The following is a 23,009-nucleotide window of genomic DNA, read 5'->3' as shown; positions in this document are numbered from 1 at the left end:
ACAAATAAGAATTCACTTATTTCTCTCTATGCAAATGCTCCAGTTCTTTCCGAAGCGCCTGTTTTAAAAACTTCCCAACAGATGTTTTCGGTATTTCTTCCATAAAGACAATATCGTCTGGCAACCACCACTTCGCAAACTGTGGTTTTAAAAACTCATATATTTCTTCTTTTGTAACCGTACTATTTTTCTTTTGAACGACGCAGGCAATTGGTCGCTCTTGCCACTGAGGGTGAGGAACTGCAACGACAGCCGCTTCAAATATAGCATCATGTGCCATTAAAGCATTTTCAAGATCGACCGAAGAAATCCATTCTCCCCCGCTTTTAATAACATCCTTCGTACGGTCAACAATTTTCACGCAGCCTTCCTCATCAACCGTAACGACATCTCCTGTATATAACCAACCATCACGAAAACCTTCGACAGTACGATTATCGTTATAATAGCTTTCAGCGATCCATGGCGCTCGTAAACATAGTTCTCCCATCTCCGTACCATCCCACTTCACTTCACCATTTGTACCGACTACTTTCATCTCTACACCAGGGACAAGATACCCTTGTTTTGATCTAATTTCTAATTGCTCTTCATACGATAATTCTGTTTCATAACTTTTTAAACGTGCAAGTGTTACGAGTGGGCTCGTTTCAGTCATACCATATGCATGTATGAATGGAACATTATGTTTCTGTTCAAATGCTTTAATAACGCTTTTCGGCGCAGCTGCACCTCCGCATAGTATTCTCGTCATACTAGATAAATCGTAACTATTATTTTCTAACTCTTGTAATACGCCGAGCCAAATTGTCGGCACACCCGCAGCTAACGTCACTTTTTCTGATTGAATCATCTCTAATAAAATTTTCGGGGTAAACATCGGTCCAGGAAGAACTTGTTTTGATCCAAACCAAGTAGCCGCAAAAGGAAGTCCCCAAGCGTTCACATGAAACATCGGGACAATTGCCATTGCTGCGTCACTTTCCGATAAAGCAGCTGTATCAGCTAAACCGAGTGCTATACAATGCAATACAGTACTACGATGCGTATATACAACACCTTTTGGGTTTCCTGTAGTCGCTGACGTATAACACATACCAGCAGGTGTATTTTCATCAATATCTTTTAAAAATTGGAAATTGGGATCGCCTTCTTCTAATAGCTTTTCATAATGATATACAGGCTCCAGCATAGTATTTGGAAGTTCATCTTTATCAGTCATAATAATGTAAGCTTGTACAGTTGATAATTGTGATTGAATATTTTCAACGAGCGGTACGAGATCTTCATCTATAAGTAGAATTCGGTCTTCTGCGTGCTGAATAATGTATGAAATATGTTGAGGAGATAAACGAATATTAATCGTGTGCAAAACAGAAGCAATACCTGGAATAGCAAAATACGCTTCTACATGTCGATGATGGTTCCACGCTAACGTTCCTACACGTTCACCTTCTTTAATTCCAAGCTTTTTCAACGCACTGGAAAGTCTTCTCGTCCTTTCCCCTAACTGCTTATACGTTAACGTTGTAACTGTATCATGTGTCCGTGAAACAATTTCTTTCTTCGAAAACAGTTTCTCTGCTCTTTCCATCATAGAACTAATTGTTAGCGGTACATTCATCATCATATTGGTTATATCCCCCTTTAAAGCGTTTTCATTTTTCGTTTATTATAACAGAATTCCGCAAATGGTTACGACATTTTTCTGTTTTTTCTGAATTATTTCTTTGGAAATAATTCAGAACGATAAAAAACATGTTTTGAATACATTGATTCGAAACATGTTTTTTATCTTTTATAAACTATCTACCTTTTTTCTTACTTTCTTTTTCAGTTTAAAAATAAAACGATTACTGTATTCCTTATTTTCTACTAAAATTCGATATATCTCCCATACTCCTAACACACGAACAAAAAGATAAACTCCGATAGCAATAAGTACAACACAGTACGGATAATACTGAACTAATTCCCCTGAAGTGATATGCTTTTTCTCAAACAAAAACGGGATCGCGCCTGCTGCTATAAAACAAAATCCAACGATCATTACCGCAGCATACTTCTTCTTAATAATCACATATCTTTTTGTCAATTCTTTTAGAAAGTTTTGATCAAATAGTAGTTCTTCCTTTTTCAATACATTGTATCGACTCTCTTCTATCGTTACAGGTGCCATCATTGCTCCAATTCCAAGAACAGCAATGATAATGACAAGAAATGTCGACATTGTTGCATTTTCTTTAAATAATAGATACGGTATTGTAGACAAAATAAGCAAACTAAACCCTAACGCTATATATTTTGAAATCTTTTGTCCGTACACTATATACCCTTCTGCCATTTCCTGACTTACGTAATAGCCATCCACATTTTCATTACTTTGCTCTGCAGTTTCTTTTAATAAATAGTCGAGTGATACTTCAAAAACATTTCCAATCATTATTAACTTCTCAGTTTCAGGAAAACCTTGACCGTTTTCCCATTTACTAACCGCTTGCCTTGTTGTGTTTAATTTTTCAGCTAATGCTTCTTGAGAAAGGCCCTTTCCTTTCTTAATTTAAAAAGCTTTTCACCAAATCCCATATGTGTGCCCCCTTTGTTTTCTTACCTAAATTGTATGTAGACATTGCCCTTATCTCTATCTTCCCGGGGTTGCACTTTGTCAACTTACGGTTGCGATTGTGTTATTTAGTGGTTTTATAGACGATTTAGCTATTTTCCTTCTATGATTATGGCGTTAATAAACCAAGACCCCTTAACAACCAATTATAACAATTAAAGGTAATTATTGTTATAAAAAATAAAAAAACTCCTTTATTCATTTAAAGGAGTTTTTTATATGAAATATTTCATTTATCCATATATCTTTCTCGAGATATACAATATCTTTTCGTGTCACGATACTTACCTTTAATGAACATATCCTTTTGAATCGTGCACTCGTACTCCATATTCAAACGTTTCATTAATTTTTCAGATGCTTCATTTTCTGAATCACATCCCGCTTCAATACTATTAAGATGCAACTCATGAAAACCATAGTAGAAAAAAGCTAATGCAGCCTCCGTAGCTAATCCTCTTCCCCAATATTTTCGAGATAAGGCGTATGCAATTTCTGCTGTATGTGTGACCAAATCATATTTTATAAATCCACACGTGCCTATAAGTTTCTTCTCCTCTTTTAATACAATTCCAAGAGGTGCTACTTGCCCTCCATTATATTGCCCCACAATTTCTTCTATATAGTTATATGTGTCACATAACGATCGATGAGCATCCCATACAGTAAAAGTTGTCATCTCTTTATCTGTAGCATACTCATATATATGTAAACTATCACTCATATTCATTTTCCTTAACATAAGTCGTTTCGTATACAAAGTTGGATATGACCACTTCTCAATAATCATAAAGGTTTCTGTTTAAACCTTTCATAATTCCTTACCTTTAATAAAAGGATATTCCCACAATCTGTACAAATATAAGCATCCACCGGTGAAGATGTGAACATCGTTTCCTTTTTCCGTATTTGTGCATATCCGACAAACTCACCTTCTCCTATATTTTGAGAACCACAATTAGAGCATGTCTGCACGTCTTTCTGTTTCATGAGAGCACCACCTTTAATCTGTTTCTACTCCCTTCGACAGTTCAATTCCATTTCCCTTCCAAAAAACTTCTTATTCTCCTACATTACAACAGGAATCTCAAAACAAAAATCGTATATATACTATGAAATATATTTATTAACGGAGGAATTTTATGACTACTGTTATGACACTCGATATAGCAACAGAAATTGAAAATGCAGAAATTGATATGCTCTCTTCTAGATTAGAGGGACTACAAGCAATGAGTGAAAATCCAATGCAAGTGCAAATAAAAAATTTCGGTAGTGCCACTGCCTTTTCATCAAAAATAATTGCCGGTCCTGCTTTTAATACGGTAAAAGGTATTACAAATGCAGATGCGATTGATGCAATCATTTCTTATTATGAATCACTACAAATTCCTTGCCGTTTTGAAATTACACCAGCGCAAGGCACAACTGAACTATTTCAATACTTATCTCAAAAAGGTTTTTACCAATCTAGCTTCCATACTGCTTTGTATAGTATACCGAGAGAGAGTTCATCACTTCTTCCTTCTAATATTACATTACGAAAACTGAAAGAAAATGAATTTGATATTTTTGCAGACATATATGTACGTGGATTTAATATGCCATCCTTTACAAAAGATGGGGTTCGCCAAAATAACGAAATTCTTTACAATGAACCAGGATGGCATTTTTTCATAGCAGAAATTCAAAATAGTCCTGCTGGTATTGGTGTCCTGTATATAAATAAAGGTGTCGCATCATTAGCTGCTTCTGCTACTTTACCAGAATTTCAGCGTAAAGGCTGTCACACTGCATTAATTCAAAGACGAATTAAGACAGCTATTGAATCCAATTGTACTTTAATAGTTGGACAAGCAAGGTTCGGTAGCGGCAGTCAAAATAATATGGAACGTGCCCATATGAAAATCGCTTATACAAAATCAATATGGACTGCAAAAGACATATAATTTACTTTCTTTCTCCTTCCGTTACATTTTTAAACATTTTATGACAATTCCTTTTCTATCCCGTTAATCATTTGAATATTCAAACTAAATTTGTTACGATATTACTAGATACATCATTCAACTTGCACTATGAAAAGAAAATTCTAATCAAACTACAAGGAGGAGAAATGTATGACTAAGCACGAACACGGTTTAAAAGAAAAAGTAGAAGGTGCCATCGATAAGGTAAAGGGCGAAGTAAAAGAAGTTGTCGGGAAAGTAACTGACAATAAGAAATTACAAGCTGAAGGAAAATGGGATAAGGTGAAAGGCACTGCTAAAGATACAGTTGGTAATGCGAAAGAAAAAGTACATGAATATAAGGAACATAAATAATAAAAAACACGTTGGATGAATTTTCATCTAACGTGTTTTTTATTTTACTTTATATACATAATGAACCAAATGACATATGATATATTTTTATTTCTCTATGCTCTTTGTAAGCGGTTCTTTAAAGGCATTTCTATTCCATACAACAAAAACAATAAGAGAAATAATAAAGAATGCAACAAGACATATACCCAGATAATCAAAATTAACTACTTGTATGAGATTCCAAAACGGGCCCTGTAAATTATAGCTTTCAATAAGCAAAGATAATAGTTGATATCCCCCTATTAAAAAAGCCGTAATAACAGATATTGAGGTAATTAATACATTATATGAATTTCTTATTCGACTATTTTCCATTGCCCACTTATAATTCGTATTCATGAATGTACTATCTAATGTATCCATTAATGACATTCCGGCAGCAAACAAAACGGGGAAAGCAAATATACTTACAAGTGGAATAGATTGACTTGTTGCAGTTACTGTAGAAAGAGCAATTAATCCAATTTCACTCGCTGTATCAAAACCAAGTCCAAATAAAAAACCGATTATATACAATTGCTTCTGACTATCAATAAACGTAAATAAGCGCTGTGTGAAACGATATATAAACCCTAAATTTTCTGGCTGTTTGTCCTCGTGGCTTCTCAACACTTTAATAAGGTACAACAGATTGGTAAGACCAATAATGATAAGGAATGTACTAGAAACGATTGTACCGATAATACCGCCTATAGTTGAAAAGCTCTCCATTCCATGTTTTGCCGTTTTTCCAATTAAAGCAATTAATACAATCATCGCAAATACTACCGTAGAGTGTCCTAATGAGAAGTAAAATCCCACCCCCTGTGAGTTTTTACCTTTTTCAATTAATTTCCGAACAGTATTATCAATTGCGACAATATGATCACTATCAAACGCATGACGCAACCCTAAAGAATATGCAATAATAGCCATTCCGATTATGCTATTACCTTTATATAGCGCCGGTAATAATAATAAAATTCCAAGCACATGAAGAAATATAATAATAACAAAAAAGTTGGTTGCCTTTTTCAGTTCACTTTTCCACATAGTTACTAACCCTTTCTACTTTAAATTGAATACTCTTGAAAAAGAAAAGTGCCATAATAAAAACTAAAATCGTTATAATAGTCGCTAAAATAATTACAAAATTATTTAACACGTCGGTATGATTTGTAAGTGTTAACAGAGCTGGTACTGTTGCAGTAATCCAAGATTCAATGAAGCAAACAATACCTACATAAATATGAATCTTCTTTTTCAATCCATCTTGTAGGAAAAATAAAAACCAAAGGAATGCCCAAAAGAACCAAATTATTGTACTTTGCAAACTACCACTCTCATGTAATTGATTCACAATTCCCATAACCGTTGCAATGATAGCAACCCAAAGAGAATAGTAACCTACACCTGAAGAATCAAGTTTTAATATATTCGTAAGACCAACATATAAATAAGTAAAACCAAATAAAAAAATAGTTCCATTAGATAGGATAGTCCACTCATCGGATTGACTTCCTGTAAATAATAAATATAATGGTGTCAAAGTTTGTAATGCCCCTACAAATAAATTAAAGTATCCTACACTTTTGCTATCAATAAGTTTAAAAGCTGCTAGTGAATTCATAAATAGAACTGCACCGACAAACAATAATCCCACATTAGTCATAGTATCCCCTTCTCCTACTTAATATTTTCGATAGGATGTTAATTCTTCATGTAGACAATTCTCTCTAACAAAACGATGACACTGAAAAAATATAGACTCCATATCCTCAGTATTATGACTAAGTATGCGAATGACAAAGCCTTTACATGGTGTAGAAGATATTCCAATTTTCATATTGTTAGTGTTAGAAAGTGATGTTTTCAATGTTGCAATTAAATCATTTGTAATGTTCTCATTAATAACTATGAAAGTACCATAATGGGAATATTGATTTAATATTCCCATTTGATCTAACGACTCTTTGAAAGGGTTTAGCAATAAATGATCGTATACTACAAGTTTATTTTCCATATATATTTTTGTTAACGAATCAAAATATTGGTATGTGAACTTCTCCATATTTGGCGACCAACCAGGCGTAACTGAATCGCATAAAATCAATGTAGAATTATTTTGCATATATATATTTGTTTTTTGCTTATATGCTGCATCCTTGTACATAATTAACGGGTCTGGTAAATACTCCATAACAGCATTCTCACCAATATAAAAATTCAATTCTTGCAAAGCATAACTATTTGGAGTCTTGTAAACTTTCGTTGCTGATTGGCTTGTTATATATGTTTTCGCATCTTTACCAACATTTATATTTATAGAATAGAAATCTCCTTTTAAATAGCCTCCACCAGAATTCATAATATAGTAATATGCTCTACCATACTCATCCAAATATATTGGCTGCGTTACTTTTAAGGCATCTTTATGATAAACCTTAATAGGTACGGTTTTATGTCTCTTTTCCATCATATCAATGTTTAAGACACCTGTAGGGGATTTCATTTTTTCAGTCCTTCTAACATAATGTTCTGTCTCATCCAATTTATTAATTCTTGTAAACCTTCCTCATCCTTCAAATTTGTAAAAAAGTATGGTTTATTATGTCGGTAATTTTTCGTATCCTGCTCCATAACTCCAAGATTAGCTCCTACATAAGGTGCCAAATCCGTTTTATTAATTACAAATACATCAGATTTGATCATTCCTTGTCCACCTTTACGCGGAATCTTTTCTCCCTGTGCCACATCAATAATATAAATTGAAAAATCCACTAGCTCCGGACTAAATGTGGCAGCTAAATTATCACCCCCGCTTTCAATAAAAATAATATCTAAATTATTATGTCTAATCATGAGTTCTTCAATTGCTTCAAAATTCATAGAAGCGTCCTCTCGAATTGCTGTATGCGGGCACCCCCCTGTCTCTACACCAATAATTCTATCTTCTGATAAAACACCTGTTTTCAATAAAATCTTTGCATCTTCTTTCGTATAAATATCGTTTGTAATTGCTGCAATTTCATAATCTGTATTTAGATGTTTTGTTAACTTTTCAACTAACATGGTTTTCCCAGCACCTACCGGACCACCGATACCAATTTTAATAGGCTTTATCATTTTATTCTTCCTCCCTATGACATGAAGACCCTTACATTTACATCTTCATGTTGCATTTGATTTATTTCGAATTCAGGATCATTCAATCCAAAATCTTCTAATGAAAGTATTTGAATTCTATCAATAGATTCGCAGATTAATTCATGGCATTCTTGTAATAGTTTTTGACCATCTGTTTGTCCAAGAGGAATGGCTCTCACACCGTTTTGAATTATACTTCCAACACTTGAGTATAAGAAAACTAAGAGCGTTTCTTCTATTGTCATTTTCAATTCCGCCCCTAATATTCCGTATACAATACTCGGATGACCTTGTAATTTATTACCCATAATATTTTCTTTATATATATTTAAATTTACAAACGAGAACAATTCACACAATAATTTAGAAGTACTTTTACTAATCATTCTATTTGCTTTTCTACATTCAAAAGGCAATGTTTGTGCTGTTATTAAATCATCTAAAAATGTAATTTGTTCTCCCTCATTATTCTTAATGGCTTCGTAAGTATATTTGCAAATTAAGCCGTCCGTGTATGTTAATTGGACTTTTACATATCGATTAACCCATTTGAAAAACCCGTCTTTATTTGTAACTTGTCCCTCTTGAATAAATGTTTCTAATCCAAAAGAGTGACTAAAACTTCCTGTTGGGAAGTTCGAATCACTAATTTGGAGTAGGTTAAGTAGGTTAAATATGTTTGTGCGAAGCATGCTTGAACGGTTTTGGTAATACTCTATTTTCTTTTTGATAAGGAACACCTTCCTTTTTAAGTAAATCTTCTACTAAGTAGTCGTTCGCCAAAATCATGCACCCTTCATCGAATTGTGCTGGTAAATGTCTATTCCCTAAGTTATGAGCAATAATCCCCATTTCTTTTATTGATTTTGGAGTAATTACAATTACCTCTTCTGGTAATACTTCAATATACACAATTCGATTTTCATCTTCATATAAAATATCACCGTTCTTTAATGTTTCTCCACTATCTAAAGACACCCCAATTTCAAAACCAGATTCTGAATATAATTTCTGAACTCTCTTCAGTAAAAGCTCACTAGAAATTAATATCTTATCAAGATGCTTTTTTGTGTTTGAGAAATCATTCATATTGCATACGTTGTTATTAATTTTTTCAATAATCATTTTATCTCCCCCGTTATATCAAAATAAAAAATATCTTTGAGCCATAGGTAGTACATCTACTGCTTCACACGTGATTACTTGTCCATCAACTTTAACTTCATATGTCTGCGGATCTACTTCAATTTCTGGTGTTGCATTATTTAGCTTCATATCTTGCTTCGAAATCTCTCTCGTATTTTTAACAGGTAATACAACTTTATTTAAACCTAATTTTTCTTTAATATTATTCTCATAAGCTACTTTCGATACAAATGTAATCGAACTTGACTGTACTGCTTTTCCATATGCACCAAACATCTTTTTTTCATAATATGGTTGTGGGGTAGGAATTGAAGCATTCTCGTCTCCCATTAATGCCATCACTACCATTCCGTTTTTCAAAACCATATCTGGCTTAACACCGAAAAATTGTGGATCCCATATTACAAGGTCTGCATACTTTCCTATTTCAATAGAGCCCACGTATTCTGAAATCCCATGTGTAATAGCTGGATTAATTGTATACTTAGCTATATAACGTTGAATTCTATTATTATCGTTATATTCTTTATCTCCCTCTAAACTACCAATCTGCTTTTTCATTTTATCGGCGGTTTGCCAATTGCGAATAATAACCTCTCCAACCCTTCCCATCGCCTGTGAGTCAGAGCTAATCATGCTGAAAACCCCTAAATCTTGCAAAATATCCTCTGCCGCGATTGTTTCTTTTCGAATCCTTGAATCTGCAAACATTACATCTTCTGGAATATTCGCTTTTAAATGATGACATACCATGAGCATATCTAAATGTTCATCCAGCGTATTCACTGTATATGGCAAGGTCGGGTTCGTTGATGATGGTAAAATATTATTCAGCGCAGCAATCTTTATAATATCTGGTGCATGCCCACCTCCAGCTCCTTCAGTGTGGTACGTATGAATAACACGATTATCAATAGCTTTTATCGTTTCTTCCACAAAACCACATTCGTTTAACGTATCCGTATGAATAGCGACTTGAATATCATATTTATCAGCAATCTGTAACGAGTGATTAATTGCTGACGAAGTTGCTCCCCAATCTTCATGGATTTTCAATCCGATAGCCCCTGCAAATATTTGTTCTTCCAGGGCAGGTAAACTTGAACTATTTCCTTTCCCTAAAAATCCAAGATTTATAGGAAAAGCTTCTGCTGCTTCTAGCATTTTTCTTAAATTCCAAGATCCAGGTGTTATTGTAGTTGCCTTAGTCCCTTCTGCCGGTCCTGTTCCCCCACCAATTAAAGTTGTTATACCTGAAGCCAATGCCGTATCAATTTGTTGTGGGGATATGAAATGCACATGTGTATCAATACCTCCAGCTGTAACGATTTTCCGCTCACCAGAAATTACTTCCGTTGATGTTCCAATGATGATATCAATATTATCCATAACTGAAGGATTACCACTCTTACCAATTGCTGAAATCTTCCCATCTTTTATACCAATATCCGCTTTATATACTCCCGTATAATCAATAATAATTGCATTCGTAATAACAACATCCACAACCCCCTGTTCTCTTGTAAGTTGTGAATTTTGTCCCATACCATCCCTAATTGATTTTCCTCCACCAAAGACAGCTTCATCACCATATACAGTGGCATTTCGATCAACATGTGCGAATAATTGTGTATCCGCTAAACGAATAGAATCTCCTGTAGTTGGACCATATAAATCAGCATATTGTTTACGTGACATCTTAAAACTCATGCTATCTCCCTCTTTTTGTGTAAGATTGAATATCGCCATCCACTTTATTTTTAAATCCATATACTTCTTGTTCCCCTGAATATGGAACTAGTTCAATCGTTTTTTCATCTCCAGGCTCAAATCTTACCGCTGTACCTGCTGGAATATTTAAATGTTGTCCAATTGCTACACTGCGATTGAATTTTAACGCCTCATTCACTTCATAAAAGTGGTAATGAGATCCAATTTGAATGGGTCTATCTCCCTGATTTATCACTTTGACTTTCATTGCTTTTTTATTTCCATTACATACTATGTCTTCTTTCGCAAGGATATATTGCCCTGGAATCATAACATTCACTTCCTTTAATGAATTGGCTGATGAATAGTTACTAATTTTGTTCCATCAGGAAAAGTTGCCTCAACTTGAATATCTGATATCATGTCTGCAATACCATCCATAACATCTTCAGCACTTAAAATGTTTTTTCCAAGTTCCATTAATTCCGCTACATTTTTACCATCTCTTGCTCCTTCCAAAATTTCATACGTAATAATAGCGATACTTTCTGGATAGTTTAACTTAAGCCCCCTCTCCTTTCGTCGATAAGCTAAATCAGCCGCAACAACTACTAGCAGTTTATCAATTTCTCTTGGCGTTAATCTCATTACAATCTTCCTTTCTGAAGTATTTTAAAACTAAGAATATTCTAAAAATAAAAGGTGTATTTTCAATGTCTTTTCCGTGTTTTCCCTATGTTTTTTTGCTATCAATCAAATAAAAAAAGAGCCCATCGGCTCTTTTTTTATTTTCCTTCATTCTTCTCTAACACGTATAAATCTTCTTCGATATTCGTTAATTTCTCACTTACAAGCTTTCTTGCATCTCCAATTGCTTGATTGTATGCAAATGGTCCAACTAATTTAACCATTTCTTCTATTAAACGCTCTGCTTGGAAACGTCCAATTTCATCTAAATCTTCTTCAACGAAAAATTGCTGAATTTGCGCTACAAGCTCTTCTTTTTTATCATTTGGTATTTTTATATTCATCATCGTTGTTACTCCTCTATATTTAAGATAATATCTTCCTTAACTCTACCATAGAAAAACGATTACCAGGACAGCTTTTTGTAACTCCTTCTAACTCTCTATGACCTAGTATATTTTCTTTCTTTATAGCAAATTGCTTCATAAACATTTTACATAAAGAATATAATGCATTCACTTGTGCAGGAGTTGGATCGTATTTATCGAAATTTCCCGTCATACATATTCCAATTGTATGACGGTTATGGTCTTTCGCGTGCGCTCCAATATGTAAACCTCGCCCTTCCACTACAGTTCCGTCCTTTTCGATAAAATAGTTGTAACCAATCCCGCTCCACCCTCTTACAGTTTGATGAAATTCATGTGTTTTATACACGTCCCATCCATCTTCAGCTGTATGGTGGATAATCAGTTGATTTACTTTTTCTAAAGGAACTAATTCATCTTGAAATGTTAGATTGACATATTTAATTTCCATTTGAACTGCCTCCTCTTAAAAATCAATCATAATAATCGTTTTATCATCTGGTTTTATTCTCTTTTCCCCTTCCAGCTTTTCAATGATTGCTACATATTCGTTTATACTATTCTTTCTTATATATGCAACAGTTTGTTCTAATGACCAATCTGGGTGGAATAACCCGTCTGAACAAATAAAAATTCCACTCACTTCATCTATATGTAATTCACCATGTTGTAAATAATGTATCGCTTCTTTCATTCCATTTGCAACTGAGTAACCATTTGGCATATTTGCAAGATAACGATTGTACTTTAATTGTTCTCGAACATCTTGAAAAACAGGTTCTTCCGGCACAGATAAACCTTTCTTACGATCTTCTTCCCTCTTCCTTTTTGCTCGTTTACTAATTCCTTCAACTGTGTCTTTCGTTAATACTTGCATCGTTCCATTTTGAAAAGTTGCGACAATCATACAGTCCCCAAGCTGCGCATATTCAATTTTCTCACCAACTATTTGAACTGCCGCGATACATGTGCACCACAAATGCTCTTTTTTTCTCGTGTCTACTTCATATTCTAACATTTTGCTTTGTAATGCTTCATTTGCTTTGGCAACTGCAAATTGTAAACTATGATTCTCTCGTAATGCAGTAAAATAATTTGCAAATAAATGCGAAGCGATGTATGCTCCATTATGTCCATTTTCATCACAAAACGGGACAAGTGGTGTTGCACCGTCACATACACCATAAATCTTTTTATCTTTATTACAAAAATAAGAATCCTCACATTCTTGCTTCAACGGGCTTTTCTGTTGATATGTTTTTATCTTCACAACTGTATCCCCTTTCAAATGATAAAATACTCAAATTCTTTCGATTAATCTAATTTACCAAAATAAACTGTTTTTACCCAAAACTTTCAATATCATATATAATCTTGAAATAATATGAATTTTTCAGTGAAGGACGGGAAAGAAATGGTCAGATTCCTTGGTGTTATTATCGGTTCTATTATTATTGCGGTTGCCTTTAATCTTTTCCTTATCCCCCACAAAATTTTAAGTAGTGGAATTGGCGGAATTGCTATTATTTTAGGGATTGTAACCCCTGTAAACACAGGCATTATTAACTTTGTATTAAACTTACCTATCCTTATTTTAGGGTACATAGGCCTTGGAAAAAAAGTAATTTTTAACACAGTTGTCTCTGTAGTTGTATTATCTGTTGCATTATACTACGTTCCAGTAAAAGTCGTAGCAACAGATCCATTGTTATCTTCTATCTTCGGGGGTGTCATCGCCGGAGCTGGTATTGGTCTTGTTTTTAACTGTAATGGATCCACTGGTGGATTTGATATTATCGGTATGCTTTTATCCCGCAAGCGAGACATTAAACTTGGCGGATTCCTTATTATTTTAAATGCAGTCGTTGTAATAATCGCAGGATTCTTCTTCACCTGGGATGTTGCACTTACAAGCTTACTTTCAATTTATGTAACTGGTAAAGTAATTGATGCTGTTCATACAAAACATCGTAAAGTTACACTTATGATTGTAACAAATGAAGCAGAAAAAATGAAAAAACAGCTTCTTTCAACTGTTGTACGTGGAATAACGTTACTTGATGGCGAAGGCGCTTATTCAAGCGAGAAAAAGCGTGTACTTATGACGGTCGTTTCTCGTGAAGAATTAGCAAGTATGAAACTTACAATTTCTGAAATTGACCCGAATGCATTCGTTAATATTACAGAAACTGTAGAAGTGTTAGGACTTTTCAGAAGAAGTTAAAGACTAGGTGGGAATACACCTAGTCTTTATTTTGCATAAATTCAATTCTGTTTCCAAACGGGTCTGATACGTAAAATCGAATTACATCTGGCCGTGCATAATCATCAATCACTTTTACACCTTGCTCTATAAGTGTTTGCTTAAATTCATTAATTTCATTCACATAAAAAGCTGGATGAGCCTTTTTAGCTGGTGTAAAGTTCCGCTCGACACCAATATGGATTTCTTGATTTCCACATTTAAACCAACATCCACCTCGTTTTTTCAACTCTTCTGGCTTTGGAATTTCTACCATACCAATTTTATTCCCATAAAAATCACGCGCCTCTTCTTCACACTCTACAGGTGCAGCTACTTGCACGTGATCAATCCCTTGAATATAATTTTTCATTTTCTCTCCCCCTCCTCTACCCTAATGTTATACGGAAAACAGCCGTCTGTAACTTACAAAAGGGTTATAAAACAATATAAGCTCCCCTTATTACCATCCTGCATTCACTTTGCAAAAAAAATAAAAAAACAAAATTTATTCTATAACTTCCATTTTTTATAGAAATACACATCACATCTATATTATAGTTATGAATAGACAAATCTTTTTAGATGCTATTTGTACGGAGGAACTATTATGAGTCGTAAAAAATATTCACCAACTCAAAAAAAACGTCATCCGAACATTTCTAGACGTTTGCGAAACCATATACAAGATCGTTCATTAACAGAAATGTACGCATCTCTGTTCGAACATAATCCTGATAGTATTATTTCATTAAACTTAGAAGGAGTTATTCTACATATAAATCCTTCTGCCGAAAGAATATTAGGTTACACTTCTTTAGAATTAGAACAGAAAAATATTACCTCTATTTTAGGAGCCCATATTTCTGAGCAAGTATTACAAAATATAAAGAATACTGAAGCGGATAATCAACAAGAGTATATCTTATCTATTTATCATAAAAATGGATTCTTATTAGATGTTGTGACAAAACTAGTTCCTATTTTTGTTCAAAATCGTCTTACTGGTGTATACGCTATTATGAAGCCACTTGAAAAATCAGAAAGAATTGAGAATATGCTAAAAGAAAGTGAGAAGAGATTACGTACATTAGTAAACTCCATGCCTGCGTTTGTAATATTTAAAGATCATGAAGGGCGCTGGCTTGAGGCAAATGACTACGCACTTTCTTGCTTCAACTTCCATCATGTACCTTACCACGGGAAAAAAGATAGCGAACTCATTCAATATAATGAAGCATACCGAGAAGCTTTTTTACATTGTGAAGAAGTCGATGAACTAGCATGGCAACAAAGACAAATTCTTCATGGCGAGGAATTTATTATACATAGAGATGATTTCGATTTAATCTTAAGTATATCAAAAGTTCCGCTTTATCATCCTGATGGTTCTCGCAAAGGTCTTATCGTGATGGGGAGAGATGTTACTGAGCTAAAAGAAACTGAAAAGTTACTACGAAAATCTGAGAAGCTCGCAGTAGTCGGACAACTGACAGCTGGAATTGCCCATGAAATTCGAAATCCACTCACTTCCCTAAAGGGTTTTCTAACATTGCTCCTCCCTGAAATAAATGAGGAGCAAAAATGGTATATCGATGTTATGTTAAGTGAGATTTCACAAATGGAATCCATCACGAGTCAATTTATGGCGATGTCTAAGCCACAAGTATTATCTATCCAAACTTGTAACATACAAACTTTAATTGAAGAGGTAGTTACATTTATTTTACCGACTGCAATTATGCATAGCGTTCATATCATCATGGATCATTTTGATTACGTATATGATATTCAATGTGACGGTAACCAATTAAAACAAGTTTTTATAAACATATTAAAAAATGCGATAGAAGCGATGCCAAATGGCGGAAATATTTTCATCCAAACAAAACCATTAGAGGATAATTTCATCTTAATACGAATTATCGATGAAGGTTGTGGCATTCCAGAAGATCGTATCTCCCGTCTAGGCGAACCTTTTTATAGTTTAAAAGAAAAAGGCACAGGACTAGGATTAATGATGTGTTACAAAATAATTGAAGAACATCATGGTAAATTACACATTTCAAGCGAATTAAATAAAGGTACAATTGTTGATATTGAGCTACCACTTTCTTCATCTCATCTTGCAATCCAGTCTTAAATAAAAAAGAAGCATCTGCTAATCGTTAGCAGATGCTTCTTTTTTAAAATACTTTGTCATACCACTCTTTTGCTTTTTCTACTTCACCCATCGTTAATTGATGCCCTCGATTTTCCCAATGCATTGTTACATTCGCGTTTGCATTTTCTAATAGTATCTTCAATTCCTCTGACTCTGCTGATGAACAAATTGGGTCATTTGTCCCAGCAGCAATAAACACAGATTTCCCTGCTAAATTTGCTAATTGCATTCCTCTTCTTGGTACCATTGGGTGATGAAGCACAGCACCTTTCAATGCATTTTCGTAATGGAATAATAAGCTTGCTGCGATATTTGCCCCATTCGAATAACCGATAGCTACAATGTTATTTCTATCGAATTTATATTCTTTAGCCGCTTCATCTAAAAATTCATTTAATTCCTTCGTACGGAAAATTAAATCCTCTTCATCAAAAATGCCCTCTGCTAATCGGCGGAAGAAACGCGGCATCCCATTCTCTAACACATTTCCCCTAACGCTTAATACCGACGCTTCCGGATCAACTATTTCTGCAAGTGGTAGTAAATCTAATTCATTACCACCTGTGCCATGAAGTAATAACAACACTGGTTTTGACGTATCTTTTCCTTTTTGAAAAACATGTTTCATCATAATCCTGTTCCCCCTTCAATCACTTTAATCTAAATTTCTCACTTCAAATGGTAAAAGCGTTTGTTCAATCTGTTTTCTATGTTGTTCATATTGTTCCGGTAACTTTAATTCCTCACCCATCGTCTCTAACGATTCATCATGAGCGAAACCAGGAGGATCTGTTGCAATTTCAAATAAGATTTCACCATGTTCTCTAAAATAAATCGCGTTAAAATAATTTCGATCTTGTACAGGAGTTACGTGATATCCAAAACGCGACACATGCTCTTTCCAGTCTAGCTGATCAGCATCGTCACTCGCTCTCCAGGCAATATGATGAACTGTGCCAACGCCCATTTGGCCACGACCGATTGTTGATAATTTCAAATCAATAATATTTCCAATGTCAGCAGAAGAACGGAATCGAACAAATTCACCCTCTTCTCCAATTTTCTCAAGACCCATAATATGTTCTAACAATTCAGCTGTTTTTTGAGGCTGTGTAGATAAAAGAACAGCACCTCCAAACCCTTTAATTGCTACTTCTGGTGTAACTTCTCCAAAACTCCAATTATTTAATTCGCCTTTTTCTCTTTCAACTAATTCTATATGCAAACCATGCGGATCATCAAATTCTAAATACTGCTCTCCAAAACGAGTCATTTTTGTATACGAAACATCGAATTTTTCTAATCTATTTTCCCAAAACTCCATTGCACCTTTTGGTACAACGTAAGACGTAATTCCTACTTGACCATCTCCAATAATACCTTGACGAGCACCTGCCCATGGGAAAAACGTAATAATTGTTCCAGGCTTTCCTCCTTCATTTCCAAAATAAAGATGGTACGTACCTGGATCATCAAAATTCACTGTTTGTTTCACTAAACGTAACCCCAATACACCAGCATAAAAGTCTACATTTTCTTGTGGATGCCCTACAATCGCTGTAATATGATGGATTCCCATTGTTTTCTTTTCCATTTCTTCCACTCCTTTTTTATTTCATTATAAAAATTCTTTTACATTTAAATTCATTATTCATTTTGTCCATGCTACAAAGTAAAATCCGTCATTATAATTTTATCTCGAATTCGAGATATTAATTACAAAATTACGTATCGGTGTCTAACCTATTGAATTATCTCGAATTCAAGATAATTCGCAAAAAATATTTGTTCGATTTATAACCATAATAAATTTTCATTATGAACATTATTTATCTCGAACTCAAGATTTATTATAAGTTACTTATTTTTTATTGTCAATAAGTCCTTACTTTCATTTTTCTTGTTTTCACTTATGGTTCCCTACCTTAACAAACATTTTTTGTTCTTTCAAGTGAACGAGCACTTTTCATTACATGTGAAAACCTTTATAAACGCCTTTATCCCAGTGGATTACAATGATTTTTCAAGAAATTAAAGTAATAATATTCAGAAAGTTAAAGAGTGTTTTTTCACACCTTATTTTCATTCCTTTACCCGATAAATTTTAAAAACTAAAAGCCATACAAATGTATGACTTTTAGCTTATTGACGTCTCAAATTTTGCTTTCTCTACATATACTTTACGAAATTTCATATAGCATCCAATACGCCAAGGTACTATATAACAAACCGCAAGAGTGTAGAAAAGAATGCCGATTGACTTTGGATCTAGACCTTGTAAATGTCTTCTAAAATAAGCACGTAAAAGAACGATAACTAAAAATGTAGCAATAAAAGCGATACTTTTTTTCGCATAAATTTGACCATCTTCTCTGACTTCATACCCACTTAAAATAATAAGTGGAATTGACAATAACAGTCCGATCCCAGCAGCTATACCAATTTGCCAACCAGCAAGTTGTATCGGTGCTGCGTATAAAGAAAAACCTGGTAATAAGAAGAATAATGGCAATAGTAGTCGTCTTCCTTTATTATTAATTGGTCGATTCATAGAGCGCATGCGTCTAAATATAACGAGCCCTATGACGAGTAAAAAAATTGTAATACTGTACGAACCTTGCTGCAAGTGAATCTCTCCCTAAAAATAGTCATTTTCAAAAATACTTCCCTATTATACTCCTAATTTTTCCAAAAATATAATTATTCCTCTAAAAAATCTTACACATCAAATATACTTTTAGGTTTGATTTACTATAGGAAACAATTCCGAAAGAGGAACTACTCTCCCCACCTCGTCTTTAAACACAATATGCTCTCTAGTTAAATGGCGCGGGCTCTTCACTCCCGCCGCTGCCGCTAATGAAAATAAACTATATCTCATACTAATAATATAATTCATAACTCGCCACTTCTTCTCATACGGATCTAACGCTTTTTGATAATGCGGATTCGTCGTGGCTACACCAGATGGACATTGACCAGAATTACATTGAAGGGCCATAATACAGCCACTTGCCATCATAAACCCACGGGCTGAACTTACAGCATCCGCCCCAATCGCTAAAGCAATCGCCACTTTATCTGGTGTGATTAATTTACCCGATGCAAATACTTTAAACTTGTTACGGACACCATAATGGTTTGCTGTATCAATAAATGTAAGTAATGCTGGAATAAGCGGCAGTCCCATATAATCTGCCATCGATTTATACGTTGCCCCTGATCCGCCTTCTGAACCGTCGATTGTAATAAAATCTGGGTAAATGTTTAGTTCTTTCATTGTTTTTATTAAATCTTCCAAAGGCTCCTGCTGACCAATTACAATTTTCATTCCAACTGGTTTACCGCTGTTTTCTTGCAACTGTTGAATAAAACAAAGTGTATCCGATGCATTCTTTAAAAATGAAAATCGATTCGGTGAATTAATCGTCTCTCCCTTTCGGACGTTGCGAACAAAAGCAATTTTCTCATTTACTTTTTGTCCCTCTAAATGACCACCACGTATTTTAGCACCTTGCCCAAATTTCAATTCGAATGCTCTAATATTACTTTCTTTCGCTTTCTCCATGAATTTTCCCATTGAAAAATTACCGTCTTCATCACGGTATCCAAATAACCCTGGACCAATTTGCGCAACGATATTCGCTCCTGTATGTAAATGTTCTGGAATAACGCCACCTTCACCCGTATTAATCCACGATCCGCCTGCCATTTTTGCTCCAAAACCACTCGCTAAAATATAATTTTCTCCAATCGCACCGTAAGAAGTCGCAGATGCACCAAACATGCCATGTAGCTTCCACGGATATTTACGGTTCTCGCCAACTATAATTGCATCTTCTTCTTCGTACAGCCAAAGATTCGTTGTATCCGCTGTCAATTTTTCTCTTCTTGAAAATAACCCTTCTTTATGAATCACGTACTTTTTACCTTCCCGCTCTTGCGTGAGATTCACACTTAATTCCTCAGTTAATATTGGAAATAATGTATTAGCAATATAATATCCAGAAGCTTCAAAATCTCGTTTTGATCCAAAACCAAGTATTTCAGAGCGATATTTCGCTAAAAACATAACACTTTGAAAATCATAACGTGAGAAAGGCTTTCCATCCGTATCATGATCAAACCAATATTGTCGAAATTCAGGCCCTATCTTTTCCAGTAAGTAGCGCATTCTTCCTAAGTACGGATGTAATTTTAAAATAGAATGGTGTGTTCGTTTTTTTATAAAAAATGTGATGATAAAAAAGACGATTAAAAGCAACATTAAAAATAGTAATATACTAATAATAACGAGTAGCGTTTCACTCATCCCGCTTCCCCCTATGAAATTCCATAATAAAAGGAGAACACTCGATGTGCTCTCCTTTTATCTTTATTCATACTAACGTAGCAAGATGCTCTTTCGCGTCATATTCAACTAAACTTTCAGCGTGTTTAATTCGATGAACAAAGTCTGGATTAGCAATTAACGGTCTTCCGAATGCTGCTACATCAATCGTTCCTTCTTGCAACGCTTCTTCGGCCTCTTTCGGATTTAAATTACCAACCCCAACAATCGTACCATCCCAATATTTTCTTACTAGTTGATGAAAATTCTTTCCGTCAGCAATCTCTTGCGTATAATTCATCGTTGAAGGATGGATCATCGTTAACCCAACCTCTTTAAACATATTTATGAACGTTTCAATTGCAAACTCAGGGTTTTCCCACATATAAGTAGGATTATCACCTTTGAAAGCAGAGAAACGAAGAAGTGTTTTATTAGCTCCAACAGCTTCTATTACAGCCGCCGTTACTTCTTTCATAAACGTTAACCTTTGTTTTAAATCACCGCCATATTTATCTGTTCGCTTATTCGCAAACTCATACGTAAATTGATCGATTAAATATCCGTGTGCACCGTGAATTTCTACTCCATCAAATCCAGCTTCGATCGCATTTTTCGCAGCTTGTTCGTATTGACCGATCACTTCTTGTATTTCTTCTAACGTCATTGCTTCTGGCGTATCAAACGGTTTACGAAAGCGTGGAACATTCCCCTCTGCAGCGATAGCCGACGGTGCTTGTGGCATTTGACCACCAATTATTTCATGATGACTCATACGCCCAACATGCCATATTTGAGCAATAATCGTCCCGCCTTCTTTATGTACTGCCTCTGTAACAGGTTTCCAAGAATCGATTTGTTCTTGTGTATAAATACCTGGTACTCCTGGGTTTCCTTTTGCTCTCGGACTAATGACAATTCCTTCTGTAATAATTAGTCCAATTCCATCCGCAGCACGTTTTCTGTAGTACTCCACTACATCAGCACCAACTGCTCCAGTCTCATTATCTGCAAAGCATCTTGTCATCGGTGCCATCGCTATACGATTACGAAGAGACCAAGTTCCAACTTGAATTGGATCAAACAACTTTGTTTCTTCAACGTTTTCAAAAAATCCCCCAGCATTTACATTTGTTCCTTCATAAATACTCGCTGCTTTATTACTTGAACTTGTCATTTTTCTTCCCCCTAAAAAATCTTACTATAATCGCATCATACTTACTTTTAGATAGTAACGTCAATTTTTACGACTTTACAATAAAAAATTCGAATATCAAAAAAATAAAATGCTATAAATAATATTAAAAAGGTTTCCTTAGGAGGAAACCTTTTTTGTTGACCATATATGGCTGTCAATTCGTTTATCTCTTTAATAAAAAACACCTTATCAATAGAAGTGAAAATGGTTCAGTATTCTTCTAAAAATAATAACTTATATACCTAAAACAATGAAAGCCCTACCTCTCTTTCATCCTTACGGCTCCTCGTCCGTGCCAGTGTGAATCAGGATTGCAAAAATCAAGTAACTATTTTATCGAAGTATTCAATTAAACTTCGAACATTCATAAATGAAATTAAAAAATAAAAATGGATTTGATTGTAGTAATAACAATAGAGGTAATGCTCTAAAAGTGGTTTGAAAGAGTTGAATGTCTTTGAAATGATAAATTTTCTATAATTATGTTCCCAAAAAATTCAAGATCTTTTTTGGGATATAATACATTATTTGTAATGAACCTTAACAAAAGCTTTTTATCTGATTTTCTGTGATACCTTCAATTAATCCCAGTTCACTAATCAAAAATTCATATGCGTTATCTAACATCTTCTTTTCGCTTGCATTAAGTGCTTTTTCTTTCTGTATACGCATTAAATCACGCACAACTTCAGCACCTTCTTGCATTTTACCCGTCTTTATTTTATCAGTGTTCAATTTATACCTTTGTTTCCACGTAAGTAATCTATCTGATTCCCCATGTTGAAAAATATCCATTATGTGTGCTAATGCGGTTATATCCGTAACTGGTCGTATATTCGAATTCAATATTCTCCCTGCTGGAATCATTAGTTCCATATTACTAGCCGACATTTTTATAACATAATACTGTTGTTTTTCTCCTGAGATTTCCTTCTCTTCTATGGCTTTAATTATACCTGCTCCCTGCATTGGATAAACAATGTTATCGCCAATTTGAAACAAATAATCCACCTCCATATATGGTAACCTTCTCAAGCTTAACACACTTT

General features: G+C 34.5%; 26 protein-coding genes and 1 pseudogene. 4 read left to right on the top strand and 23 right to left on the bottom strand.

Features of this window, described 5'->3' with window-relative positions; genetic code table 11:
* Window positions 1-16 precede the first annotated feature (16 nt).
* From AC22L0_RS18635 to AC22L0_RS18620, 4 genes and pseudogenes are all read right to left on the bottom strand, one after another.
* Window positions 17-1,630 carry a long-chain fatty acid--CoA ligase gene (locus AC22L0_RS18635; protein WP_087967705.1) on the bottom strand — a complete coding sequence of 538 codons (1,614 nt, stop codon included), beginning with the start codon at window positions 1,628-1,630 and terminating at the stop codon, window positions 17-19.
* A gap of 168 nt (window positions 1,631-1,798) precedes the next feature.
* Window positions 1,799-2,586, bottom strand: a pseudogene (locus AC22L0_RS18630) (helix-turn-helix domain-containing protein).
* 266 nt (window positions 2,587-2,852) lie between these two features.
* Complete coding sequence (locus AC22L0_RS18625; protein WP_016111161.1) at window positions 2,853-3,413, bottom strand: GNAT family N-acetyltransferase; 561 nt, start codon at window positions 3,411-3,413, stop codon at window positions 2,853-2,855.
* Window positions 3,410-3,613 (bottom strand): hypothetical protein, encoded by a 204-nt coding sequence (locus AC22L0_RS18620; protein ID WP_000810210.1) that lies wholly within the window; start codon window positions 3,611-3,613, stop codon window positions 3,410-3,412. Before AC22L0_RS18620 ends, AC22L0_RS18625 begins: the two co-directional genes overlap by 4 nt.
* Before the next feature lie 152 nt (window positions 3,614-3,765).
* Between AC22L0_RS18620 and AC22L0_RS18615 the strand changes: the two genes are divergently transcribed.
* Both AC22L0_RS18615 and AC22L0_RS18610 read left to right on the top strand, forming a co-directional pair.
* Window positions 3,766-4,572: a GNAT family N-acetyltransferase gene (locus AC22L0_RS18615; RefSeq protein WP_087967703.1), complete on the top strand. Its 807-nt coding sequence runs from the start codon at window positions 3,766-3,768 to the stop codon at window positions 4,570-4,572.
* A 171-nt stretch (window positions 4,573-4,743) separates the two neighbouring features.
* Window positions 4,744-4,947 (top strand): CsbD family protein, encoded by a 204-nt coding sequence (locus tag AC22L0_RS18610; protein ID WP_087967701.1) that lies wholly within the window; start codon window positions 4,744-4,746, stop codon window positions 4,945-4,947.
* 87 nt (window positions 4,948-5,034) lie between these two features.
* Here AC22L0_RS18610 and AC22L0_RS18605 read toward each other — a convergent pair whose 3' ends face one another.
* The 12 genes from AC22L0_RS18605 to AC22L0_RS18550 form a co-directional block, all read right to left on the bottom strand.
* Window positions 5,035-6,021 (bottom strand): HoxN/HupN/NixA family nickel/cobalt transporter, encoded by a 987-nt coding sequence (locus tag AC22L0_RS18605; RefSeq protein ID WP_000265977.1) that lies wholly within the window; start codon window positions 6,019-6,021, stop codon window positions 5,035-5,037.
* Window positions 6,008-6,640 (bottom strand): AmiS/UreI family transporter, encoded by a 633-nt coding sequence (locus AC22L0_RS18600; protein WP_000185993.1) that lies wholly within the window; start codon window positions 6,638-6,640, stop codon window positions 6,008-6,010. Before AC22L0_RS18600 ends, AC22L0_RS18605 begins: the two co-directional genes overlap by 14 nt.
* Before the next feature lie 18 nt (window positions 6,641-6,658).
* On the bottom strand, window positions 6,659-7,480 hold the full coding sequence (locus AC22L0_RS18595; protein ID WP_000841915.1) for an urease accessory protein UreD: 822 nt from the start codon (window positions 7,478-7,480) through the stop codon (window positions 6,659-6,661).
* Window positions 7,477-8,094, bottom strand: a complete 618-nt coding sequence (ureG, locus tag AC22L0_RS18590) for an urease accessory protein UreG (RefSeq protein ID WP_000594928.1) — start codon at window positions 8,092-8,094, stop codon at window positions 7,477-7,479. The genes AC22L0_RS18595 and ureG overlap by 4 nt, the downstream gene beginning before the upstream one ends.
* A gap of 14 nt (window positions 8,095-8,108) precedes the next feature.
* On the bottom strand, window positions 8,109-8,807 hold the full coding sequence (locus tag AC22L0_RS18585) for an urease accessory protein UreF (protein ID WP_000946573.1): 699 nt from the start codon (window positions 8,805-8,807) through the stop codon (window positions 8,109-8,111).
* On the bottom strand, window positions 8,785-9,240 hold the full coding sequence (locus AC22L0_RS18580) for an urease accessory protein UreE (RefSeq protein WP_000582805.1): 456 nt from the start codon (window positions 9,238-9,240) through the stop codon (window positions 8,785-8,787). The genes AC22L0_RS18585 and AC22L0_RS18580 overlap by 23 nt, the downstream gene beginning before the upstream one ends.
* A gap of 18 nt (window positions 9,241-9,258) precedes the next feature.
* Window positions 9,259-10,971, bottom strand: coding sequence for an urease subunit alpha (gene ureC / locus AC22L0_RS18575; RefSeq protein ID WP_000008664.1), 1,713 nt, complete (start codon window positions 10,969-10,971; stop codon window positions 9,259-9,261).
* A gap of 1 nt (window position 10,972) precedes the next feature.
* Window positions 10,973-11,302: an urease subunit beta gene (locus tag AC22L0_RS18570; protein ID WP_000612160.1), complete on the bottom strand. Its 330-nt coding sequence runs from the start codon at window positions 11,300-11,302 to the stop codon at window positions 10,973-10,975.
* 14 nt (window positions 11,303-11,316) lie between these two features.
* The gene (locus AC22L0_RS18565; protein WP_001241327.1) at window positions 11,317-11,619 is read right to left on the bottom strand and encodes an urease subunit gamma; all 303 of its coding nucleotides are present in this window, start codon (window positions 11,617-11,619) and stop codon (window positions 11,317-11,319) included.
* Between the two features lie 137 nt (window positions 11,620-11,756).
* Window positions 11,757-12,005, bottom strand: a complete 249-nt coding sequence (locus AC22L0_RS18560; protein WP_000981075.1) for a DUF2164 domain-containing protein — start codon at window positions 12,003-12,005, stop codon at window positions 11,757-11,759.
* A gap of 19 nt (window positions 12,006-12,024) precedes the next feature.
* Window positions 12,025-12,477: a peptidoglycan recognition protein family protein gene (locus tag AC22L0_RS18555; protein ID WP_000404192.1), complete on the bottom strand. Its 453-nt coding sequence runs from the start codon at window positions 12,475-12,477 to the stop codon at window positions 12,025-12,027.
* Between the two features lie 15 nt (window positions 12,478-12,492).
* Window positions 12,493-13,314: a protein phosphatase 2C domain-containing protein gene (locus AC22L0_RS18550; RefSeq protein ID WP_002196794.1), complete on the bottom strand. Its 822-nt coding sequence runs from the start codon at window positions 13,312-13,314 to the stop codon at window positions 12,493-12,495.
* A 126-nt stretch (window positions 13,315-13,440) separates the two neighbouring features.
* On the opposite strand from AC22L0_RS18550, the gene AC22L0_RS18545 reads away from it, so the two are divergent.
* Window positions 13,441-14,250 carry a YitT family protein gene (locus AC22L0_RS18545; protein ID WP_000251344.1) on the top strand — a complete coding sequence of 270 codons (810 nt, stop codon included), beginning with the start codon at window positions 13,441-13,443 and terminating at the stop codon, window positions 14,248-14,250.
* A gap of 19 nt (window positions 14,251-14,269) precedes the next feature.
* Here the strand turns inward: AC22L0_RS18545 and AC22L0_RS18540 are convergent, their stop codons facing one another.
* Entirely contained in the window at window positions 14,270-14,641 is a 372-nt protein-coding gene (locus AC22L0_RS18540; protein WP_000800767.1) for a VOC family protein, read from the bottom strand.
* A gap of 237 nt (window positions 14,642-14,878) precedes the next feature.
* Between AC22L0_RS18540 and AC22L0_RS18535 the strand changes: the two genes are divergently transcribed.
* A complete protein-coding gene (locus AC22L0_RS18535) occupies window positions 14,879-16,411 on the top strand; it encodes a BA3702 family sensor histidine kinase (RefSeq protein ID WP_000087658.1) in 1,533 nt (510 codons plus the stop codon).
* A gap of 43 nt (window positions 16,412-16,454) precedes the next feature.
* Here AC22L0_RS18535 and AC22L0_RS18530 read toward each other — a convergent pair whose 3' ends face one another.
* The 6 genes from AC22L0_RS18530 to AC22L0_RS18505 all read right to left on the bottom strand — a co-directional run bounded on the left by AC22L0_RS18530 (window position 16,455) and on the right by AC22L0_RS18505 (window position 22,962).
* On the bottom strand, window positions 16,455-17,063 hold the full coding sequence (locus AC22L0_RS18530; RefSeq protein ID WP_000975485.1) for an alpha/beta hydrolase: 609 nt from the start codon (window positions 17,061-17,063) through the stop codon (window positions 16,455-16,457).
* 24 nt (window positions 17,064-17,087) lie between these two features.
* A complete protein-coding gene (locus AC22L0_RS18525; protein WP_000412731.1) occupies window positions 17,088-18,026 on the bottom strand; it encodes a ring-cleaving dioxygenase in 939 nt (312 codons plus the stop codon).
* A 543-nt stretch (window positions 18,027-18,569) separates the two neighbouring features.
* On the bottom strand, window positions 18,570-19,058 hold the full coding sequence (locus tag AC22L0_RS18520; protein WP_001183922.1) for a cytochrome c biogenesis protein CcdC: 489 nt from the start codon (window positions 19,056-19,058) through the stop codon (window positions 18,570-18,572).
* 111 nt (window positions 19,059-19,169) lie between these two features.
* A complete protein-coding gene (locus AC22L0_RS18515; protein ID WP_087967699.1) occupies window positions 19,170-20,744 on the bottom strand; it encodes an FMN-binding glutamate synthase family protein in 1,575 nt (524 codons plus the stop codon).
* Window positions 20,745-20,811: 67 nt separating this feature from the next.
* Window positions 20,812-21,939 (bottom strand): alkene reductase, encoded by a 1,128-nt coding sequence (locus AC22L0_RS18510; protein ID WP_487272385.1) that lies wholly within the window; start codon window positions 21,937-21,939, stop codon window positions 20,812-20,814.
* Between the two features lie 561 nt (window positions 21,940-22,500).
* Window positions 22,501-22,962, bottom strand: a complete 462-nt coding sequence (locus AC22L0_RS18505; protein WP_170317877.1) for a CarD family transcriptional regulator — start codon at window positions 22,960-22,962, stop codon at window positions 22,501-22,503.
* Window positions 22,963-23,009 lie beyond the last annotated feature (47 nt).

The organism is Bacillus sp. LQ01 (assembly GCF_057624735.1).
Note: the sequence above shows the minus strand (reverse complement) of the source record. Positions and strands in the feature narration are given on the sequence as shown.

Coding starts and splice junctions, on each gene's coding strand:
- AC22L0_RS18635 (WP_087967705.1), bottom strand. CDS start 1,630: ATGATGATGAATGTACCGCTAACAATTAGTTCTATGATGGAAAGAGCA.
- AC22L0_RS18625 (WP_016111161.1), bottom strand. CDS start 3,413: ATGATTATTGAGAAGTGGTCATATCCAACTTTGTATACGAAACGACTT.
- AC22L0_RS18620 (WP_000810210.1), bottom strand. CDS start 3,613: ATGAAACAGAAAGACGTGCAGACATGCTCTAATTGTGGTTCTCAAAAT.
- AC22L0_RS18615 (WP_087967703.1), top strand. CDS start 3,766: ATGACTACTGTTATGACACTCGATATAGCAACAGAAATTGAAAATGCA.
- AC22L0_RS18610 (WP_087967701.1), top strand. CDS start 4,744: ATGACTAAGCACGAACACGGTTTAAAAGAAAAAGTAGAAGGTGCCATC.
- AC22L0_RS18605 (WP_000265977.1), bottom strand. CDS start 6,021: ATGTGGAAAAGTGAACTGAAAAAGGCAACCAACTTTTTTGTTATTATT.
- AC22L0_RS18600 (WP_000185993.1), bottom strand. CDS start 6,640: ATGACTAATGTGGGATTATTGTTTGTCGGTGCAGTTCTATTTATGAAT.
- AC22L0_RS18595 (WP_000841915.1), bottom strand. CDS start 7,480: ATGAAATCCCCTACAGGTGTCTTAAACATTGATATGATGGAAAAGAGA.
- ureG (WP_000594928.1), bottom strand. CDS start 8,094: ATGATAAAGCCTATTAAAATTGGTATCGGTGGTCCGGTAGGTGCTGGG.
- AC22L0_RS18585 (WP_000946573.1), bottom strand. CDS start 8,807: ATGCTTCGCACAAACATATTTAACCTACTTAACCTACTCCAAATTAGT.
- AC22L0_RS18580 (WP_000582805.1), bottom strand. CDS start 9,240: ATGATTATTGAAAAAATTAATAACAACGTATGCAATATGAATGATTTC.
- ureC (WP_000008664.1), bottom strand. CDS start 10,971: ATGAGTTTTAAGATGTCACGTAAACAATATGCTGATTTATATGGTCCA.
- AC22L0_RS18570 (WP_000612160.1), bottom strand. CDS start 11,302: ATGATTCCAGGGCAATATATCCTTGCGAAAGAAGACATAGTATGTAAT.
- AC22L0_RS18565 (WP_001241327.1), bottom strand. CDS start 11,619: ATGAGATTAACGCCAAGAGAAATTGATAAACTGCTAGTAGTTGTTGCG.
- AC22L0_RS18560 (WP_000981075.1), bottom strand. CDS start 12,005: ATGATGAATATAAAAATACCAAATGATAAAAAAGAAGAGCTTGTAGCG.
- AC22L0_RS18555 (WP_000404192.1), bottom strand. CDS start 12,477: ATGGAAATTAAATATGTCAATCTAACATTTCAAGATGAATTAGTTCCT.
- AC22L0_RS18545 (WP_000251344.1), top strand. CDS start 13,441: ATGGTCAGATTCCTTGGTGTTATTATCGGTTCTATTATTATTGCGGTT.
- AC22L0_RS18540 (WP_000800767.1), bottom strand. CDS start 14,641: ATGAAAAATTATATTCAAGGGATTGATCACGTGCAAGTAGCTGCACCT.
- AC22L0_RS18535 (WP_000087658.1), top strand. CDS start 14,879: ATGAGTCGTAAAAAATATTCACCAACTCAAAAAAAACGTCATCCGAAC.
- AC22L0_RS18530 (WP_000975485.1), bottom strand. CDS start 17,063: ATGATGAAACATGTTTTTCAAAAAGGAAAAGATACGTCAAAACCAGTG.
- AC22L0_RS18525 (WP_000412731.1), bottom strand. CDS start 18,026: ATGGAAAAGAAAACAATGGGAATCCATCATATTACAGCGATTGTAGGG.
- AC22L0_RS18515 (WP_087967699.1), bottom strand. CDS start 20,744: ATGAGTGAAACGCTACTCGTTATTATTAGTATATTACTATTTTTAATG.
- AC22L0_RS18510 (WP_487272385.1), bottom strand. CDS start 21,939: ATGACAAGTTCAAGTAATAAAGCAGCGAGTATTTATGAAGGAACAAAT.